This is a genomic window from Caballeronia sp. BR00000012568055 (genome assembly GCF_029439455.1).
Taxonomy (GTDB): Bacteria; Pseudomonadota; Gammaproteobacteria; order Burkholderiales; family Burkholderiaceae; genus Caballeronia.
The window spans coordinates 94,291-113,652 of the sequence record NZ_JAQFVG010000324.1; the positions used below are offsets into that span (position 1 = coordinate 94,291).

The 19,362-nt window shown below is 61.3% G+C and carries 17 protein-coding genes; 16 read left to right on the forward strand and 1 reads right to left on the reverse strand.

Going from position 1 to position 19,362, the window contains the following annotated elements; genetic code table 11:
- Nucleotides 1–60: 60 nt before the first annotated feature.
- A complete protein-coding gene (gene rlmD, locus P7F28_RS27225) occupies nt 61–1,479 on the forward strand; it encodes a 23S rRNA (uracil(1939)-C(5))-methyltransferase RlmD (protein WP_277187952.1) in 1,419 nt (472 codons plus the stop codon).
- A gap of 69 nt (nt 1,480–1,548) precedes the next feature.
- Here the strand turns inward: rlmD and P7F28_RS27230 are convergent, their stop codons facing one another.
- A complete protein-coding gene (locus tag P7F28_RS27230) occupies nt 1,549–2,247 on the reverse strand; it encodes a Bax inhibitor-1/YccA family protein (protein WP_277187953.1) in 699 nt (232 codons plus the stop codon).
- A gap of 325 nt (nt 2,248–2,572) precedes the next feature.
- Between P7F28_RS27230 and ndk the strand changes: the two genes are divergently transcribed.
- The 15 genes from ndk (at nt 2,573) to P7F28_RS27305 (ending at nt 19,251) form a co-directional block, all read left to right on the forward strand.
- Nucleotides 2,573–2,998 carry a nucleoside-diphosphate kinase gene (gene ndk, locus P7F28_RS27235; protein WP_277187954.1) on the forward strand — a complete coding sequence of 142 codons (426 nt, stop codon included), beginning with the start codon at nt 2,573–2,575 and terminating at the stop codon, nt 2,996–2,998.
- Between the two features lie 159 nt (nt 2,999–3,157).
- Nucleotides 3,158–4,300: a 23S rRNA (adenine(2503)-C(2))-methyltransferase RlmN gene (rlmN, locus tag P7F28_RS27240; RefSeq protein WP_277188007.1), complete on the forward strand. Its 1,143-nt coding sequence runs from the start codon at nt 3,158–3,160 to the stop codon at nt 4,298–4,300.
- A 196-nt stretch (nt 4,301–4,496) separates the two neighbouring features.
- Nucleotides 4,497–5,615: a helix-turn-helix domain-containing protein gene (locus tag P7F28_RS27245; protein ID WP_277187955.1), complete on the forward strand. Its 1,119-nt coding sequence runs from the start codon at nt 4,497–4,499 to the stop codon at nt 5,613–5,615.
- A 124-nt stretch (nt 5,616–5,739) separates the two neighbouring features.
- Complete coding sequence (gene ispG / locus P7F28_RS27250; protein WP_277187956.1) at nt 5,740–7,050, forward strand: flavodoxin-dependent (E)-4-hydroxy-3-methylbut-2-enyl-diphosphate synthase; 1,311 nt, start codon at nt 5,740–5,742, stop codon at nt 7,048–7,050.
- Nucleotides 7,051–7,062: 12 nt separating this feature from the next.
- Nucleotides 7,063–8,412 carry a histidine--tRNA ligase gene (gene hisS, locus P7F28_RS27255; RefSeq protein ID WP_277187957.1) on the forward strand — a complete coding sequence of 450 codons (1,350 nt, stop codon included), beginning with the start codon at nt 7,063–7,065 and terminating at the stop codon, nt 8,410–8,412.
- A gap of 82 nt (nt 8,413–8,494) precedes the next feature.
- Complete coding sequence (locus tag P7F28_RS27260; RefSeq protein ID WP_277187958.1) at nt 8,495–9,124, forward strand: tetratricopeptide repeat protein; 630 nt, start codon at nt 8,495–8,497, stop codon at nt 9,122–9,124.
- Nucleotides 9,125–9,236: 112 nt separating this feature from the next.
- The gene (bamB, locus tag P7F28_RS27265; protein WP_277187959.1) at nt 9,237–10,382 is read left to right on the forward strand and encodes an outer membrane protein assembly factor BamB; all 1,146 of its coding nucleotides are present in this window, start codon (nt 9,237–9,239) and stop codon (nt 10,380–10,382) included.
- A gap of 386 nt (nt 10,383–10,768) precedes the next feature.
- Entirely contained in the window at nt 10,769–12,109 is a 1,341-nt protein-coding gene (der, locus tag P7F28_RS27270) for a ribosome biogenesis GTPase Der (protein WP_277187960.1), read from the forward strand.
- Nucleotides 12,110–12,280: 171 nt separating this feature from the next.
- A complete protein-coding gene (gene hfq / locus P7F28_RS27275) occupies nt 12,281–12,517 on the forward strand; it encodes an RNA chaperone Hfq (RefSeq protein WP_035930711.1) in 237 nt (78 codons plus the stop codon).
- An 82-nt stretch (nt 12,518–12,599) separates the two neighbouring features.
- Nucleotides 12,600–13,895 carry a GTPase HflX gene (gene hflX, locus P7F28_RS27280; protein WP_277187961.1) on the forward strand — a complete coding sequence of 432 codons (1,296 nt, stop codon included), beginning with the start codon at nt 12,600–12,602 and terminating at the stop codon, nt 13,893–13,895.
- 58 nt (nt 13,896–13,953) lie between these two features.
- Nucleotides 13,954–15,351: an FtsH protease activity modulator HflK gene (gene hflK, locus P7F28_RS27285; protein ID WP_277187962.1), complete on the forward strand. Its 1,398-nt coding sequence runs from the start codon at nt 13,954–13,956 to the stop codon at nt 15,349–15,351.
- Nucleotides 15,352–15,362: 11 nt separating this feature from the next.
- On the forward strand, nt 15,363–16,268 hold the full coding sequence (gene hflC / locus P7F28_RS27290; protein WP_277187963.1) for a protease modulator HflC: 906 nt from the start codon (nt 15,363–15,365) through the stop codon (nt 16,266–16,268).
- A 63-nt stretch (nt 16,269–16,331) separates the two neighbouring features.
- Nucleotides 16,332–16,517: a DUF2065 domain-containing protein gene (locus P7F28_RS27295; RefSeq protein ID WP_277187964.1), complete on the forward strand. Its 186-nt coding sequence runs from the start codon at nt 16,332–16,334 to the stop codon at nt 16,515–16,517.
- A 102-nt stretch (nt 16,518–16,619) separates the two neighbouring features.
- Nucleotides 16,620–17,771 (forward strand): ATP phosphoribosyltransferase regulatory subunit, encoded by a 1,152-nt coding sequence (locus P7F28_RS27300; RefSeq protein ID WP_277187965.1) that lies wholly within the window; start codon nt 16,620–16,622, stop codon nt 17,769–17,771.
- 133 nt (nt 17,772–17,904) lie between these two features.
- Complete coding sequence (locus P7F28_RS27305; RefSeq protein ID WP_277187966.1) at nt 17,905–19,251, forward strand: adenylosuccinate synthase; 1,347 nt, start codon at nt 17,905–17,907, stop codon at nt 19,249–19,251.
- The last annotated feature ends 111 nt before the right edge of the window (nt 19,252–19,362 follow it).

Genomic DNA, 19,362 nt, shown 5'->3' on the forward strand with positions numbered 1-19,362 from the left:
TTCGTCTACAATCTCGCCTTCGCCCCACGCTCATCTTTAAAAAGTACAGGAAGTACGCAGGTGTCTGAAGCCTCTCGAAAACTCGTCCATCGCCGCCGCGCCGCGCCGGCCAAAACCGTCACGCCCGACCCGAATTTCGTTGCGCCGGAACTCGAAATCGAATCGCTCGATATGGAAGCGCGCGGCGTCGGCCGCACTGTCAACGAAGACGGCGAGCCGGGCAAGGTGATCTTCGTCGAAGGCGCGTTGCCGGGCGAGCGCGTGAGCTATTCCAGCTATCGCAAGAAGCCAAGTTTCGAGCAGGCGCAGGTCGTCAAGGTGCTGCGCGAGGCCGTAATCCGCGCGAAACCGAAGTGCCAGTTTTTCGGCATCTGCGGCGGCTGTTCGATGCAGCATCTCGACGTGCGCGCGCAAATCGCCGTCAAGCAGCGCGTGCTCGAAGACAATCTCCAGCATTTGTCCAAGCTGCGTGCCGAAACCATGTTCCGTCCGATTCACGGTCCGTCGTGGGGATATCGCTATCGCGCGCGGCTGACGGTGCGGCACGTGGAAAAGAAGGGCGGCGTGCTGGTCGGCTTCCACGAGCGCAAAAGCAGTTACGTCGCGGATATGACCAGTTGCGAAGTGCTCCCGCCGCACGTTTCCGCGATGCTCGTTCCGCTGCGCGAACTGGTCGCGGGTCTGTCGATTCGCGATCGCATGCCGCAGATCGAACTCGCGGTGGGAACGGATGTAACGGCGCTGGTGCTGCGCATTCTCGAGCCGCTGACCGAAGCCGACGAGGCGCTGATCCGCAGCTTCGCCGATCAGCACAAGGTGCAGTTCTGGCTTCAGCCGAAAGGTCCGGACACGGTGTACCAGTTCTATCCGCTCGATCAGGAACTGGCGTACACGCTGCCGGAATTCGATATCCGCATGCCGTTCAAGCCGACGGATTTCACGCAGGTGAATCACGCGATCAACCGCGTGCTGGTGGCTCGCGCGTTGTCGCTGCTCGCGCCGGAATCGAATGATCGCGTGCTGGATTTGTTCTGCGGTATAGGCAATTTCACGCTGCCGCTGGCGCGCTTGTCGCGTGAGGTCGTGGGGATCGAAGGCAGCGAGGCGTTGACGACGCGTGCGCTCGAAAATGCGCAGAAGAACGGTGTCGATGGACACACGTCGTTCGCATGCCGAAATCTGTTCGAAGTCACCGCCGACGATATGCGCGCACTCGGCGCGTTCGATAAATTTTTGATCGATCCGCCGCGCGAAGGGGCGCTGGCCGTATCGAAGGCGCTCGCGGATCTCGCGCAAGCCGGCGACGAAGCGATGCTGCCGAAGCGTATCGTTTACGTATCGTGCAATCCGGCTACGCTCGCGCGCGATGCGGGACTGCTGGTGCATGAGGCGGGGTATCGGATGAAGGGGGCAGGTGTAGTGAACATGTTCCCGCATACATCGCACGTCGAATCGATTGCCTTGTTCGAGCGCGATTGAGCTTCAGCAAGGCGAAAAAAAACCGGCCGATAAAGGCCGGTTTTTTTATTGCTGCGAGCGAAACCCGGATCAGTTGCGGTTGCCGCCGAAAATGCCGAGCAGTGCCAGCAAATTCGTGAACACGTTATACAGATCGAGGTAGATCGCCAGCGTCGCGCTGATGTAGTTCGTCTCGCCGCCGTTCACCACGCGCTGCACGTCGAACAACATATACGCCGAGAAGATCACGATGGCGAGCACCGAGATGGTCAGCATCAGTGCGGGCAGTTGCAGGAAGATGTTCGCGAACGCCGCCAGCAGAATGACGATCACGCCCATGAACAGAAACTTGCCGAGGCCCGAGAAGTCACGCTTGCTAACCGTGGCGATGGTCGCCATGACCGCGAAGATCACGCCCGTGCCGCCGAACGCCATCATGATGAGCTGCGGTCCGTTCGAAAAGCCCAGGATGAAGCTCAGCAGACGCGAGAGCATTAGGCCCATGAAGAACGTGAAGCCGAGCAGGACCAGCACGCCGACGCTGCTGTTCTTGGTCTTTTCGATCGCGAACATAAAACCGAACGCAATCGCCAGGAAGGCGATGAAACTCATCGTCGGGCTGGTCGCCGCGAACAGCGAGAAGCCGGTTGCCACGCCGACCCACGCGCCGAGCACCGTCGGCACCATCGAGAGCGCGAGCAGCCAATAGGTGTTGCGCAGCACGCGGTTGCGCGTTTCCACCGAGGTGACGCTGCCGTTGCGGCCAAAGCTGTAGGGTGATTCGTTCATGGTTTCTCCTTGCTCCAATTGTCTGTCGGTTCTGAAGCGACATCCGTCATACACGAATGATAAGGTGCGCGACTTAAGCCATTATTAGGGCGCATCCGGCGGCTTGCGTGATAAAGCGTTGCAAAGTCGCCTTTCGCACCAATATGGCCCCCGCGCACGCCGAATTCAATGGTTCTGGAAGCTTTTTCCGAGACTAACTGAACTCAGCCTGTTGATGCTTTGATCCTTACGGTGCCGTAAGGTTTCAATCGCAATCATACCTTGCTTCGTGCTACAATTGTCGATTCGTTTTAATCCGTAACTTATTCATTTTTTGGAGTTTTTCATGGCGATCGAGCGCACCCTGTCGATTATCAAGCCGGACGCAGTGGCAAAGAACGTTATCGGCCAGATCTACAGCCGTTTCGAAGGCGCAGGCCTTAAGATCATCGCTTCGCGCATGGTCCATCTGTCGCGCGCCGACGCTGAGAAGTTCTACGCTGTTCACGCAGCACGTCCGTTCTTCAAGGACCTCGTCGAATTCATGATCTCCGGCCCGGTGCAGATTCAAGTGCTGGAAGGCGAAAACGCCATTCTGAAGAACCGCGACCTGATGGGCGCAACGGACCCGAAGAAGGCCGACAAGGGCACCATCCGCGCCGACTTCGCTGACAGCATCGACGCGAACGCTGTGCACGGCTCGGACGCTCCGGAAACGGCAGCGCAAGAAGTTGCGTTCTTCTTCCCGCAAGTGAACGTGTACTCGCGTTAAACCTTGAATGTTCGTCGCTGTGACGGGCGTCCGTCACGGCATCGCGCCTCAAGAGCAAGAATAGCGGTTCAAAAATAAGCAGGAATTGGCGCGAACGGTCCCGGAATGTGTTTCGAACACCCGTCCGGGCTTCGCAATTTTGAAATGGCAGAACTCGACATGACGAGCAGCACCACCGTCAATCTTCTCGATCTCGACGCCGCCGGGCTCACCGCGTATTGTGGCAGCCTGGGCGAAAAGCCGTTTCGCGCCAAGCAGTTGCAGCGCTGGATCCACCAGTATGGCGCGGAAGACTTCGACGGCATGACGGATCTCGCGAAATCGCTGCGCGAAAAACTCAAGGGCCGCGCCAATATGGCGATGCCCGATATCGTCCGCGATCACGTTTCCACCGACGGCACGCGCAAGTGGCTGATCGATGTGGGCAACGGCAATGCGGTCGAAACCGTGTATATCCCCGAAGAAACGCGTGGCACGCTGTGCGTGTCGTCGCAGGCGGGATGTGCGGTGAACTGCCGGTTCTGTTCGACTGGCAAGCAAGGCTTCTCACGGAATCTCACGACCGGTGAAATCATCGGTCAGTTGCGCATGGCGGAATTCGCCTTGCGTCGGTCGCTCGGGCGCGAGGTTGGTGGGCCGGGCAAGGGCGAGCGCGTTGTTACGAACGTCGTGATGATGGGCATGGGCGAACCGCTGCTGAATTACGACGCGGTCGTTCCCGCCATGCGCCTGATGCTCGACGATAACGCCTACGGCCTGTCGCGCCGCCGCGTGACGCTGTCCACCTCCGGCGTCGTGCCGATGATGGACCGGCTCGGCGCAGAATTGCCGGTGGCGCTGGCCGTCTCGCTGCACGCTCCGAACGATCCGCTGCGCGACATGCTCGTGCCGCTGAACAAGAAGTATCCGTTGCGCGAACTGATGGCGGCCTGCCAGCGCTATCTGAAGGTAGCGCCGCGTGACTTCATCACGTTCGAATACTGCATGCTCGACGGCGTCAACGACACCGAGCAGCACGCACGCGAACTGCTCGCGGTCACGCGCGATGTGCCGTGCAAGTTCAACCTCATCCCGTTCAATCCGTTCCCGGAATCCGGCCTGACGCGCTCGAAGAACGAGCAGATCAAGCGTTTCGCGCAGGTGTTGATGGATGCGGGCATCGTCACGACCGTGCGCAAAACGCGCGGCGACGATATCGACGCCGCCTGCGGCCAGTTGGCGGGTGAAGTGAAGGATCGCACGAAGCTTGCCGAGCGCATGGGCCGTGCGGCGGGCAAGGTGATCGAGGTGCGTCCTGTCTGACGCAGTATCGAATCATTACCCGAGTAATAGAAAAAATTAGACAAAAAGCGCAGAAAGCGCGGTGTTCCGGCACGTAAAGCCGAACATTTTGTTATAAAGCGGTCTGCGGCCGCGCCAGAGTTGTATCGTTCACGTGGTTTTGTGCAACTCACGGCGCACTGGCGCTATATATAAGAATCGATGCGAGGAAATTGGGATGAGTGAGCCGCAGCACCCGGCGCCTTTCGGCAGTCATACCGGCGAAAATGCCGGCGAAAAGTCGGGCAGTCCGCGCGATGCCCGGACGGCTGGCGGAGCGGCTGCATCGAACGAGACGCAGGCGGGGCCTCTGGACTCCATTCCTGCTGTCGGCGCGCGTCTCGCGCAGCTTCGGCAAGCCAAGGCATGGTCGATCGACGACGTTTCGGCGCGCCTCAAGGTCTCGCCGCAAAAGCTGCTTGCGCTCGAATCGGGCGATATCAGCCAGTTGCCGGACCGCACGTTTGCCGCGGGCATCGTGCGCAGTTACGCGAAGATTCTCGGCGCCGATCCCGCGCCATTCACGGCGGCGTTTCGGCGTGATGGCGCATCGATCGAGCACAATCTGAAAGTGCCGGCGTCGGCGGCGGTGGGTTTGCCGCGTACGCGCGTGTCGGTGCCGCTTGGCAGTTCGCAAGGCCGCAAGCGTTCGTGGATGTGGGGCATCGGCGCGGTGATCGTGGGGATGATCGCGGTCGTGATGTGGCACACCGGTGGCGACTCGTCCACGTGGCTCGCGCGTCTGCGCGCCAGCACGGGCGCGGCGACTACGGCCTCGTCGAGTACGAGCGATACGGTCGCCGCATCCGGCGTGCAGACGCCTGACGAAGCCGCAGCCGCGAATACGGGCGAAGCTGCATCGTTGCCGGAAGTGGCGGCGTCGCCGAACGAACAGCCTATGCCGCGTCCGCTGGGCACGAATGCGCTGCCGGCGTCGTCGTCGGTCGTGCAAGCGCCGGCAAGTGCGCCTGCGGCGGCTGCAAAGCCGGCTTCGGCAGCGGCGGCAGCGGCGGCAGTATCGGCGTCAGAACCTGCGGTCGCGGGCACGGGCAGCAATGCAATCGAATTGAAGGTGAAGGAGGATAGCTGGTTCAGCGTGCGTGGCAAGGACAACAAGGAAGTGTTCTCCGGCCTCGTGCATGCGGGCAGCACGCAGCGTGTCGAAGGCACGGCGCCGTTCAAGGTGACCGTCGGCAATGTGAAGGGCGTCGAGTCGCTGTCGGTGGATGACGAACCGGTCGATGCCAAGCGTTATTCCTCCGCACGCGGTAACGTGGCGCGTCTCACTCTGCCTTAAAGCAGCGGAATTCCGCGCGCTGAAAATTCAGGGGCATCACGGCAGCCATGTCGTGATGCCCGTTTGAGGTTCCACATTTGCAACCGCGCCGTCAGTGGCGTACACGTTGCCAAAGGGTTTTTCGATGCAATCCGAAGCTCAATCCCTGATCAGCAGCAAGATTTGCTCGACCGAGCCGGTCTTCGGCGGTCCGTTGCCGCGCCGCGTGTCGCATGCGGTCGACGTGCGCTGGGGCGGCCAGCTCGTGACCATCGGTGGCGATTCGCCGGTGCGCGTCCAGTCGATGACCAACACCGACACGGCAGACGCCATCGGCACTGCGATTCAAATCAAGGAACTCGCGCAGGCCGGTTCGGAGCTGGTGCGTATCACGGTGAACACGCCGGAAGCGGCGGCGGAAGTGCCGCATATTCGCGATCAACTCGATCGCCTGGGCGTCTCGGTGCCGCTGGTCGGCGACTTCCACTACAACGGCCATTTGCTGTTGCGTGACTATCCGGCGTGCGCGGAAGCGCTGTCGAAGTATCGGATCAATCCGGGCAACGTTGGTCAGGGCGCAAAGCGCGACACGCAGTTCGCGCAGATGATCGAAGCCGCCATCAAGTACGACAAGCCGGTGCGGATCGGCGTGAACTGGGGCAGTCTCGATCAGGATCTGCTCGCGCGCATGATGGACGAAAACGCCGCGCGTTCGACGCCGTGGGAACTGCAAAGCGTGATGTACGAAGCGCTGATTCAATCGGCGATCGGCTCGGCGGAACGCGCGGTGGATATTGGCCTCGGGCGCGACAAGATCATTCTGTCGTGCAAGGTCAGCGGCGTGCAGGATCTGATTGCGGTGTATCGCGAGTTGGCCAGGCGCTGCAGCTTCGCGCTGCATCTTGGGTTGACCGAAGCGGGCATGGGATCGAAGGGTATCGTTGCATCGACGGCGGCGTTGTCGGTGCTGTTGCAGGAAGGCATCGGCGACACGATCCGTATTTCGCTGACGCCGGAACCGGGCGGCGCACGCACGGGCGAAGTGGTCGTCGGTCAGGAAATTCTGCAGACCATGGGCCTGCGTTCCTTCACGCCGATGGTCATCGCGTGTCCGGGCTGCGGACGCACGACCAGCACGCTGTTCCAGGAACTCGCATCGCAAATTCAGAACTATTTGCGCACTTCGATGCCTGACTGGCGCGAGAAATACGCCGGCGTCGAAAAGATGAACGTCGCCGTCATGGGCTGCATCGTCAACGGACCGGGCGAGTCGAAGCACGCGAATATCGGCATCAGCTTGCCGGGTTCAGGCGAGAATCCCGCAGCGCCGGTGTTTATTGACGGCGTGAAGGTGAAGACGCTGCGCGGCGAGAATATCGCGGTCGAGTTCCAGCAGATCGTGTCCGATTACGTCGAAAGGACGTATGGAAAGCGCGAAGAAACATCCGCTGCATAAATTCAAAGACAGATGACTGAACAGAAGAAACGGCTCGAAAAACTGAGTGGCGTGAAGGGCATGAACGACATCCTCCCGCAGGATGCCGCGTTGTGGGACTTCTTCGAATCCACCGTCAAGTCGATGCTGCGCGCATACGGCTATCAGAACATCCGCACGCCGATCGTCGAGCATACGCAGTTGTTCACGCGCGGGATCGGTGAAGTGACTGATATCGTCGAAAAGGAAATGTACAGCTTCACCGATGCGCTCAACGGCGAGCATCTGACCATGCGCCCGGAGAACACGGCGGCGGTGGTGCGCGCGACCATCGAGCACAATCTGCTGTACGACGGCCCGAAGCGCCTGTGGTACGTCGGCCCGATGTTCCGTCACGAGCGTCCGCAGCGTGGGCGGTATCGTCAGTTCCATCAGGTCGGCGTGGAAGCGCTCGGCTTCGCGGGTCCGGATACCGACGCCGAAATCATCATGATGTGTCAGCGTCTGTGGGACGACCTCGGTTTGACCGGCATTCGCCTCGAACTGAATTCGCTCGGTCAGGCGGAAGAGCGCGCGGCGCATCGCAAGGAACTGATCGCGTATCTCGAAAAGCACGTCGATGTGCTCGATGAAGAAGCGAAGCGCCGTCTGTACACCAATCCGCTGCGCGTGCTCGACACCAAGAATCCGGCCATGCAGGAAGTCGCGCAAAACGCGCCGAAGCTGGTGGATTTTCTGGGCGATGAATCGCGCAGGCACTTCGAAGGCGTGCAGCGTCTTTTGAAGGCCAACAACATTCCGTTCACCATCAATCCGCGTCTGGTTCGCGGTCTCGATTACTACAATCTGACCGTGTTCGAATGGGTGACCGACAAGCTCGGCGCGCAGGGCACGGTGGCTGGTGGCGGCCGTTATGATCCGCTGATCGAGCAACTCGGCGGCAAGCCGACCGCCGCGTGCGGCTGGGCGATGGGTGTCGAACGTATTCTCGAACTGCTGAAGGAAGAGCAGCTCGTGCCGGAAGCCGAAGGCACGGACGTGTATGTCGTGCATCAGGGCGAAGCGGCGGCTGAGCAGGCATTTATCGTCGCAGAACGTCTGCGCGATACGGGCCTCGATGTCATTCTGCATTGCAGCCCGGACGGTGCATCGGCGAGTTTCAAATCGCAGATGAAGAAGGCCGATGCTAGCGGTGCCGCGTTCGCGGTCGTGCTCGGCGAGAACGAACTCGCGCAGGGCACCATCGGCGTGAAGTCGTTGCGTCGTACGGCAAATGAAACCGACGGCGGCCAGAAGAACGAACAAGTCAACGTTCCGGCGGAAGACTTGACCGAATATCTAATCAATGCGATGGTTGCATCCGCCGACGACGAGGATGCCTGATTTTCAGGCGTTTTCGCGTCATTCAACGCGGTCAAACACGCGGCATTCGAAGCAATGAGAAGCAGGAAGGAATAGCTGGACGATGAGCTATCACGACGAACAAGAATCACTGGAAAGCGTCAAAGCCTGGTGGGCGAAATGGGGTAATGCAACGACATGGATCGTGCTTATCGTGCTCGTCATTGGCGCGGCGTATAACGGCTGGAATTTCTGGCAGCGCCGTCACGCGGCAGAAGCATCGGTGCTTTATGAGCACTTGCAGGAAGCCGTCAATGGCAATGATCAGGCGCTGATCGGCCGTGTCGCCACCGACATGGAAGACAAGTTCAGCGGCACGGCCTACGCGCAGATGACCGCGCTCACGGCGGCGAAGGCGTTTTACACGGCGGGCAATTCGGCCGGCGCGAAGACGCAATTGCAATGGGCCATCGATCACGCGAAAGATCCGGAGTACAAGCAGATCGCGAAGCTGCGGCTTGCACTCGTTCTGCTTGACGAAAAGAACTACGACGCGGGCCTGAAGCTGCTGGCCGATGAACCGCTCGATTCGTTCAAGGGCGTGATCGCGGATCGCCGTGGCGATCTGCTCGCAGCGCAAGGCAAGCGCGACGACGCGCGCGCCGCCTACAAGCTCGCGCTCGACACGATCCCGCAGAACGACACTTCCGCGCGCCAGCTGATCCAGTTCAAGCTCGATGCGCTTGGCGGCTGAAGCGCTGCGCATCGAACATAAAACTCCGTAAGTCAGTCGCGACGTCGCTTTCGATCGAGCAGACGCGCGACCGCCGAACAACCGAATTCAATTTCTAATGCTGCGTCCACCGATGACACTTCTGAAACGCTACGCCGTGCCGTTCGCCTGCGCGATGACCGCCTTGTTGGCCGCCTGCTCATCGACCAAGGATGAACGTCGCGTGCCGGTACCGCTCGTGGACTTCAAGCCGGTGCTGACCGTCAATCAGGCGTGGAAGGCAAGCGTCGGCAAAGCCGGCCGCTACCTGTTCTCGCCGGTCGCCGTCGGTGACTTCGTGTACGCGGCGGGCGCGAACGGCTCGGTCGCCAAGATCGATTCGAAGACCGGTCAGGATGTCTGGCGCGTCAAGCTCAAGGACGATCTGTCGGCGGGCGTCGGCAGTGACGGTAATCTCACGGCGGTCGGCGGTTTGAAGGGCCAGGTCGATGTGCTCGGTCCGGACGGCAAGCTGCTGTGGACCGCCACTGCACCCGGCGAAATCGTCTCGCCGCCGCTGGTCGGCAACGATCTGGTGATCGTGCGCACCATCGACGGCAAGGTGATCGCGTTCAATTCGCAGACCGGCGAGCAGAAGTGGATTTTCCAATTGCGCGCGGTGCCGTTGAATCTGCGTGTATCGGCGGGCATGACGTTCGCGGGCAATCAGGCGGTGCTGGCCGGCTTCCCGGGCGGCGGATTCGCGGCCATCAACCTGCAATCGGGCGATGCCTTCTGGCAAGCGCCGGTGTCGTATCCGAAGGGCGTGACGGAAGTCGAGCGTATCAATGACGTGACCGGCGCGCCGGGCCTCGTCGGCGCCCAGACTTGCGCGGTGACCTTCCAGGGCAAACTCGGCTGTTTCGATGCCAACAGCGGCAAGCCGGACTGGGAGCGTAACTATTCGAGCAACAGCGGTCTGGCGCAGGACGACACGATCGTCGCCACCGGCGATGACTGGTCGGTCGTCAACGCGTTCCGCGCCACCGACGGCACGCCGCTGTGGAAGAACGACAAGCTGAAGAACCGCGACGTCAGCGTGCCGTACATTCTGGGCCGCGCGGTCGTGGTCGGCGACTACAAAGGTTTCGTGCACTTCCTGTCGGCTGACAACGGCGAACTGGTCGGCCGCATGCCGACGGACGGCAGCGCCATCACCGCCGCGCCGGTGCTGGCGGGCAATACGCTCGTCGTGCAAACGAAGGACGGCGATTTGTACGGCTTCCGTCCGAACAACTGATAGCAGCACCCCGCGCGCCGTCTGACTCGACGATGCGGCAGGATCGGCGAGACTGATCCGCACGAGAAAGAACGAGGCGCGCTGTTCGATCAAAACAGCGCGCACTCCACAGAACCCGCGAGCAAAAGCAGGGCAGAGAAACAACAAGCGCGCCGCGCGAGGCAGAGACGACCCGCGCCGCGCAAGAAAGCCGCCTCGTCGGGTCGCGATGAGGCTCAACAAAGCGAATCCGGCGCTCGGGCTACCGAACGCCACAGGCTTGGCCACCGCGCCGCGCGTGCCGCAAGCCGAATCCATGCTAATTTTCGACAAGCGCAGCCATCGTGCGGCTTTGGACGAACCCCGCGTCCCGCGCCAGCCTTGCGTTCAACCGTGAACAACATCTGATGAAACCCGTAATTGCCCTCGTCGGGCGCCCCAATGTGGGGAAATCGACTCTATTTAACCGGCTGACGCGCTCGCGCGATGCACTCGTCGCTGACCTGCCGGGCCTCACGCGCGACCGCCACTACGGCGAAGGCCGCGTCGGCGGCGAGCGTCCCTATCTCGTCGTCGATACGGGCGGTTTCGAGCCGGTTGCGAAAGACGGCATCCTGCATGAAATGGCGCGGCAGACGCGTCAGGCCGTGGAAGAAGCGGACATCGTCGTATTCATCGTCGATGGCCGTAACGGGCTCGCGCCGCAGGACAAGTCGATCGCGGACTATCTGCGCAAGACCGGCCGCCCGCTGTTCCTCGTCGTGAATAAAGCCGAGGGCATGAAGTACTCGGCGGTTGCATCGGACTTCTACGAACTCGGACTGGGCGATCCGCGCGCGATTTCCTCCGCGCACGGCGACGGCGTGACCGAGATGATCAACGATGCGCTCGATATCGCCTATGCCGGTCAGCCGGAAGAAACCGAGGAAGAGAAGGCCAAGCACGGCGTGAAGATCGCGATCGTCGGGCGTCCGAACGTCGGCAAATCGACGCTCGTGAATACGCTGATCGGCGAAGAGCGTGTGATCGCGTTCGACATGCCCGGCACCACGCGCGATTCCATCTATGTTGATTTCGAGCGACAAGGCCGCAAATACACCCTGATCGATACAGCGGGCTTGCGCCGTCGCGGCAAGGTGTTCGAAGCGATCGAAAAATTTTCGGTCGTGAAGACACTTCAGTCGATCGCGGATGCCAACGTCGTGATTCTGTTACTCGATGCCCAGCAGGACATTTCGGATCAGGACGCGCATATCGCCGGCTTCGTGGTGGAGCAGGGCCGCGCGCTGGTGGTTGGCGTGAACAAGTGGGACGGACTGGATTCGCATGTGCGCGAACGCACCAAGGCCGATCTCACTCGTAAGCTCAAGTTTTTGGACTTTGCTAAATTTCATTACGTCTCGGCGCTGGAAAAAACCGGCATCGGCGCGTTGATGAAATCGGTCGATGACGCGTACGCCGCCGCGATGGCCAAGCTGCCGACGCCGAAGCTCACGCGCGCCCTGATCGATGCGGTCGAATTTCAGCAGCCGCGCCGTCGTGGTCCGGTGCGTCCGAAGCTGCGTTATGCGCACCAGGGCGGCTCGAATCCACCGATCATCGTGGTGCACGGCAATGCGCTGGACGCGATTACGGACACGTATAAGCGTTATCTGGAAGGCCGCTTCAGAGAAACGTTCGGACTGGCCGGGACTCCATTGCGGATCGAGTTTCGTTCGAGCAAGAATCCTTACGCCGATAAGGACTGACAGCAAAGCGTCAGCGGACTGAGAGCCGCGCGCAGCAAGCGTTTCGCCGGTTTTGGCCGAATGGCCAAGCTGGTGCGAAAACGAAAATCGGCTATAGTGTAGCGATTGTCGGCGGATCTCTTTTTCTTCGCCAACAATACTTCCAACCTGCAAAAAAACACGGAGTTTGCTATGAGCAACAAAGGGCAATTGTTACAAGACCCGTTTTTGAACGCACTGCGTAAAGAGCATGTGCCGGTGTCGATCTACTTGGTCAACGGCATCAAGCTTCAAGGAAATATTGAATCTTTCGACCAGTACGTCGTGTTGCTCAGAAATACGGTCACCCAGATGGTCTACAAGCACGCCATTTCCACGGTCGTGCCGGCCCGTCCGGTGAACTTCCACCCGGACGCTGAAACGTCCTAAACCTCGTCGCGGCCGGCACGCTCAAATAAACCTATAGTGAAATTCAGCGACTCGCCGGTCGCTTCAAAACGAAAACATCAATTTGATCAACGCAGCGCTCGTCGGCATCGACTTCGGCAAGATCGATTTCGAAGCCAGTCTCGAAGAACTCAGTCTGCTCGCGCAAAGTGCGGGCGCCCATCCCGCTGTCACGCTTACCGGCCGCCGTTCAAGTCCCGATGCCAAGATGTTTATCGGCAGCGGCAAGGTCGAAGAACTGCGTTTGCAGTGCGAAGCGGCCGACGTCGAACTCGTCATCTTCAATCACGCACTCGCGCCCGCGCAGCAACGTAACCTCGAGGTTGCGTTAAATCGTCGCGTGGTGGATCGCACCAGCCTCATTCTCGATATTTTTGCGCAGCGCGCTCGCAGCCACGAAGGCAAGTTGCAGGTCGAACTCGCTCAGCTTCAGTATTTGTCCACGCGCCTGATTCGCGCATGGACTCACCTGGAACGTCAGAAGGGCGGTATCGGTCTGCGCGGTCCGGGTGAAACGCAGCTCGAAACCGACCGCCGGTTGATCGGCGAGCGGATCAAGATGCTCAAGTCGCGGCTCGAAAAACTGCGTCGTCAGCACGGCACGCAGCGGCGTCAGCGCGAGCGCAATCGCACCATGTCGGTCTCGCTCGTTGGCTATACGAACGCGGGCAAGTCCACGCTGTTCAACGCGCTCACCAAAGCGCTGGCGTACGCCGCCAACCAGCTTTTCGCCACGCTCGATACCACTTCCCGCCGCGTCTATCTCGGCGAGGAAGCGGGGCACGTGGTCGTGTCGGACACGGTCGGCTTCATACGCGAATTGCCGCACCAACTGGTCGCCGCGTTCCGTGCCACACTGGAAGAAACCATTCACGCCGATCTGCTGCTGCATGTCGTGGATGCATCGAGCGCGGTCCGGCTGGATCAGATCGATCAGGTGAACGAGGTGTTGCGCAGCATCGGCGCGGACTCCATTCGTCAGGTTCTGGTCTTCAACAAGATCGATTCGGTGCCCGAACTCGCGTCCCGCGGCGAGGCAGTTGAAAGGGATGAGTATGGTAATATTTCGCGCGTTTTCCTAAGCGCACGCACGGGTCAGGGACTCGACGCGCTGCGCGCCGCCATCGCTGAAATCGCGGCGGCGGACGAGGGCGAAGCCGGTCCCGGTTTGCCCAGCGTGCTCGCCGAATTGGCGGAGCCGCACGAAATCTCTGAAGCTACGCAATCCATGCAGACCGGGTCGGACGAAACCGGACCCAATGCAGGACCCAACGACAAAGGCGACACGAACGCACAGCCGGAAGACCAGCGGCCAGCCGAAAAACGTGACGCACATAAGGTACCCGAGCACGGACATTGAACTGCTCCGGATTGCATCGAGCCGGCATCGACCCGGTTGTCTAATGGTGAATCACCGAGTGAACGACTACAACGAGCGGTCCAACCGGCAGCATCTGCCTGCCGTCTTTTCGATCAACGACCCGCGCTGGGGGCGGGGCGACGGCAATGGCGTGAAGAACGACTCGAAGCGTCCGCAGGACAATCGTCGTCCGGACGGCAAGGAAGACGGCCCGCCCGATCTCGATGAAATGTGGCGCGACTTCAACCGCCGCATCGCGGGCATTTTCGGACGCAAGCCGGGCAACGGCGGCGGTCCGCGCGAAGGTAACGGGCGCGGCACGCGCATTGGCGCGGGTATCGTCATTGGCGTGTTGATCGCGATTTATCTGGGCAGCGGCGTCTTCGTGGTGCAGGACGGCCATGTGGGCGTGGTGTCGCAGTTCGGCAAGTATCGTCAGACGGTCGCGCAGGGCATTCACTGGCGTCTGCCGTACCCGTTCCAGTCGCATGAAATCGTCGATACCTCGCAGATTCGCTCGGTCGAAGTGGGGCGCGGCACGGCGTTGTCGCAAGGCAATGTGCGTGATGCGTCGCTGCTGACGAACGAAGCCGATATCGTCGATGTGCGCATCGCCGTGCAATATCAGATCAAGTCGCCGACCGACTTCCTGTTCCGCAGCGTCAGTCAGGACGAAAGCGCGACGGTGACGCAGGCGGCGCAATCGGCTATTCGCGAGATCGCGGGCGGGCTGAAAACCGACGACCTGCTTTATCGCGATCGTCAGGCTTTGCGTGCGCGTCTGACCGAATCGATTCAGGCTTCGCTCGATGCGTACCGCAGCGGTCTGCAAATCACCGGCGTCACCGTACAAAGCGTGCAGGTGCCGACGCAGGTGCAATCCGCGTTCGAGGAAGCTTCGCGCGTGCGTCAGGACAACGAGCGCGCCCGCGATACCGCGCAGGCCTACGCCGATCAGCTGATCCCGCGCGCCAAGACCGACGCCGCGAAAATGATCGACGAAGCGACGGCGTACAGCAATCGCGAAGTCACGCAGGCGCAGGGCGATGCCGAGCGCTTCAAGGAGGTCTACGCCGAGTATTCGAAGGCGCCCGCCGTCATCCGTCAGCAAATGTACCTGGACACGATGCAGCAGATCTACTCGCGCACCACGAAGGTGTACGTCGATAGCAAGTCGGGGAATAACGTGGTGTATCTGCCGCTGGACAAGCTCGTTGAGCAGAATCGGCAGCAGGCTGCGGCTTCGGTATCGGCGGAAGCACCGGCAAGCGCCGCCGCGCCCGCGAGCGCACCGGCAGCCGAAGCGCCGCAAGCGCGTGCGCAGAATGTGCCCGCACCGGCGCCTGCAACGGCAAGCGCGCCCGCCAGCGCCGCCAGCAATGCGAACGCCGCCAGCGACCCGCTGCGCTCGCGCGATGCGTTCCGCTCGCGCAGCCGTTCCGAAGACCTGCAATAAGGAGCGCGAACATGAATCGAATCATCGCGCTTATCGTCGCCATCGTGATCGTGCTGTTTATCGGCTCGTCGATGATCTTTACCGTCGACGAACGGCATGCGGGCATCGTCTCCTCGCATGGCGACAGCAATGCGCAGCTCGACGGCCCCGGCCTGCATTTCAAACTGCCGATTCCGTTCCAGACGCTCACACTGATCGACACGCGTACGCTGACCATCGACGAGGCGGGCGCGGACCGCTTTGCCACGTCGGACAAGAGCGAAGTGCTGGTGAACACGGTCATCAAGTACCGCGTCGCCGATCCGCTCAAGCTCTTCGAAAGCAACGAGAAGAACACGCAGACGGCTGAAGAACGCATCGTCGCTTTGGCGCGCAGCGCGCTCACCAGCGGCTTCGCCAGGCGCACGCTGACGGATGCGCTCGGCAATCAGCAGACGCTGGCCGCGGACGCGCAGAAGTCGGTGGAAAGCGCTGCGGCGGCCTTCGGCGTGCAACTCGTCGATCTGCAGATGACGCGCATCGACTTTCCGTCGGCGGTGGCGGATTCGGTCTACAAGCGCATGATCGCGGAGCGCCAGCAGGCAGCGGCGAACGAGCGCGCCAAGGGCACGGCCGAAGCCGACAAGATCAAGGCCGACGCCGAGCGCGAGCAACAACAAATTCTCGCCGATGCCTATAGTCAGGCGCAGTCGATCAAGGGCGAAGGCGACAGCAAATCCGCCGCCATAGCCGCCGACGCCTACGGACGCGATCCGCAGTTCTACCAGTTCTACAAGAGCCTGGAAGCGTATAAGAAGACGTTCAAGCCGGGCGATGTGATCGTCGTTGACCCGAGCAGCGAATTCTTCCGCTTCATGCGCGGCCCGAACGGCGGCAGCGCGGATACGTCCGCGCCCGCAGCTACGCTGAAACGATAACGAGGCGCTGATCGCGCCCGCATCGCGCCGCCTTGTCTGAGGCGGCGCTTTCTTCTCAGAGACATGCTCGAGACGTTACTGCTCGCCCTTGCGTTGATGCTGATAATCGAAGGGATGTTTCCCTTCGTGTTCCCGACCACCTGGCGCGACACGTTCCGGCGGATCGCCGAACGGCCGCCGCACCATATCCGCATCGGCGGGCTGGTGGCGATGGTGCTCGGGCTGATTCTGCTGCTCATCGCCACCTGAGTTGCGATCTGAGAATTTCGCCTAATCTGTCTTTGTCTGCTGTCTTCCGGTGCGGGCGTTGAAACCCGGCGCCGTACACCGCGCTTCGTAGGAAACGTATCGATGTCCACCTGGTTACTTCCCGAGAATATCGCCGACGTCTTGCCGTCGGAAGCCCGCAAGATCGAAGAGTTGCGCCGCCATCTGCTGGATCGTTTCCGTTCCTACGGTTACGAACTGGTGATGCCGCCGATGCTCGAATATCTCGAATCGCTGCTGACCAGCGGCGGGTCCGATCTCAACCTGCGCACCTTCAAGCTCGTCGATCAATTGTCCGGGCGCACGCTCGGCCTGCGCGCGGACATCACGCCGCAGGTCTCGCGTATTGATGCACATTTGCTGAATCGTCAGGGCGTGACGCGTCTGTGTTACGCGGGCGTGGTGCTGCATACGCGTCCGCGCGGCCTGCACGCGACGCGCGAGCAGATTCAGATCGGCGCGGAAATCTACGGTCATGCGGGACTGGAAGCGGACCTCGAAATCCAGCAACTGATGCTCGATTCGCTGCATCTCGCCGGCCTGCAAAAAGTGCGGCTCGATCTGGCGCACGCGGGCGTGCTGGCCGCGCTGCTGGAACTGGAACCGGCGGCGGCATCGCTTGGTGAAGCGCTGTACGACGCGCTCGCCAGCAAGGACGTGCCGCGCCTGAACGAACTGACCGCGCATCTCGGCCCGGTGCCGCGCGAGGCGCTGCGCGCGCTGCCGTCGCTGTATGGCGATGCCTCGGTGCTGACCATCGCGCGTGGCCGTTTGCCGAATCTGCCGGTGATCGCGCGCGCGCTCGACGACCTCGCGTTCCTCGCGGGACAAGTCGAAGGCGCGGAAGTGATGATCGATCTGGCCGATCTGCGCGGCTACGCGTATCACAGCGGCGTGATGTTCACGGCTTACGTCGATGGCGTGCCGAACGCGGTTGCACGCGGCGGCCGTTACGACGACGTCGGTCTTGCGTACGGCCGTGCGCGTCCGGCGACGGGTTTCTCGCTCGATCTGCGCGAAGTGGCGCGCATTTCCCCCGTCGATGCACGCGGCAGCGCGATCCTCGCACCGTGGAAGCACGAAGAACCGCTGCGCGCCGCCATTTCCGCCCTGCGCGATGCAGGCGAAGTGGTGATTCAGGCGCTACCGGGCCACGAGCACGATCTGGACGAATTCGCCTTCGACCGCGTGCTGGTCGAACGCGACGGCGAGTGGGCCGTTGAACCGCGCGCGTAAGAAGTCAAATCGCGAAACACCCGTCGCTCGGCACATAAACCGAGCGTGACGAAATCACGAAACGTATCCCGAAAAACTCGGAAGTGCCCGAGAACATAGGTAAAATACGTTTTTAACCAGCTAACGAATCAACATGTCTGCCAGCGCAGTGAATGTGAACCCAGGACGCAATGTCGTCGTGGTGGGCACCCAGTGGGGTGATGAGGGCAAGGGCAAGATCGTCGACTGGCTGACGGACCACGCCCAGGGCGTCGTGCGCTTCCAGGGCGGTCATAACGCCGGGCATACGCTCATCATCGGTGGCAAGAAGACCATTCTTCGCCTCATCCCGTCGGGCATCATGCGCGCCGGCACGGCCTGTTATATCGGCAACGGCGTGGTTCTGTCGCCGGAAGCGCTGTTCAAGGAAATCGACGAACTGGAATCGGCGGGTATCGACGTCCAGAAACGTCTGTTCATTTCCGAAGCGGCCACGCTCGTGCTGCCGTATCACGTCGCCATCGACCAGGCGCGCGAAGCCAAGCGCGGCGCGGGCAAGATCGGCACGACGGGGCGCGGTATCGGACCGGCTTACGAAGACAAGGTGGCGCGTCGTGGCTTGCGCGTGCAGGACTTGTTCGATCGTGAAGTGTTCGAAACGCGTCTGCGTGAAGCGCTCGACTTCCATAACTTCGTGCTCACGCAATACCTCGGCGCGAAGGCCGTCGATTTTCAGGAAACGCTGGACACCATGCTCGGTTACGCCGAGCGTCTCGCGCCCATGGTCACCGACGTCTCCCGCCGTCTCTACGATGCCAATCACTCCGGCAGCAATCTGCTGTTCGAAGGCGCACAGGGCACGCTGCTCGATATCGACCACGGCACGTATCCGTATGTCACGTCGAGCAATTGCGTGGCGGGTGCGGCAACGGCGGGCGCGGGGATCGGGCCGCAGCGTCTGAACTACATTCTCGGCATCACCAAGGCGTATTGCACGCGCGTCGGTTCGGGCCCGTTCCCGAGCGAACTGTACGATGCCGATAACGCCGAACGTCAGGACCAGATCGGTCTCACGCTCGCCACCGTCGGCAAGGAATTCGGTTCGGTGACCGGCCGTCCGCGCCGCACCGGCTGGCTCGATGCCGCCGCGCTGCGCCGCTCGATCCAGATCAACGGCATTTCGGGCCTGTGCATCACCAAGCTCGACGTGCTCGACGGTCTCGACGAAGTGCGTCTGTGCACGGGCTACACGCTCGACGGCAAGCCGGTCGATATCCTGCCGCGCGGCGCATCGGAAGTGGCGCGTTGCGAGCCGGTCTACGAGACCTTCAGCGGCTGGAAGGAAAGCACCATCGGCATCACGCAATGGGATGCGCTGCCGGAAAGCGCGCGCGCTTACCTCACGCGCGTGCAGGAAGTCGCGGGCGTGCCGATCGATATGGTTTCGACCGGTCCGGATCGTGACGAAACCATTTTGCTTCGTCATCCGTTCAAGGTCTGAGCGCGCGAGCGTTTGAACCGAGCCTGATGCAGTAAAGAATGTGGCCGCCTATTCCCCAATACGCGGCCACATTTCGTATATAACCGTAATTTGCAATTGAAAGAGCCTCAT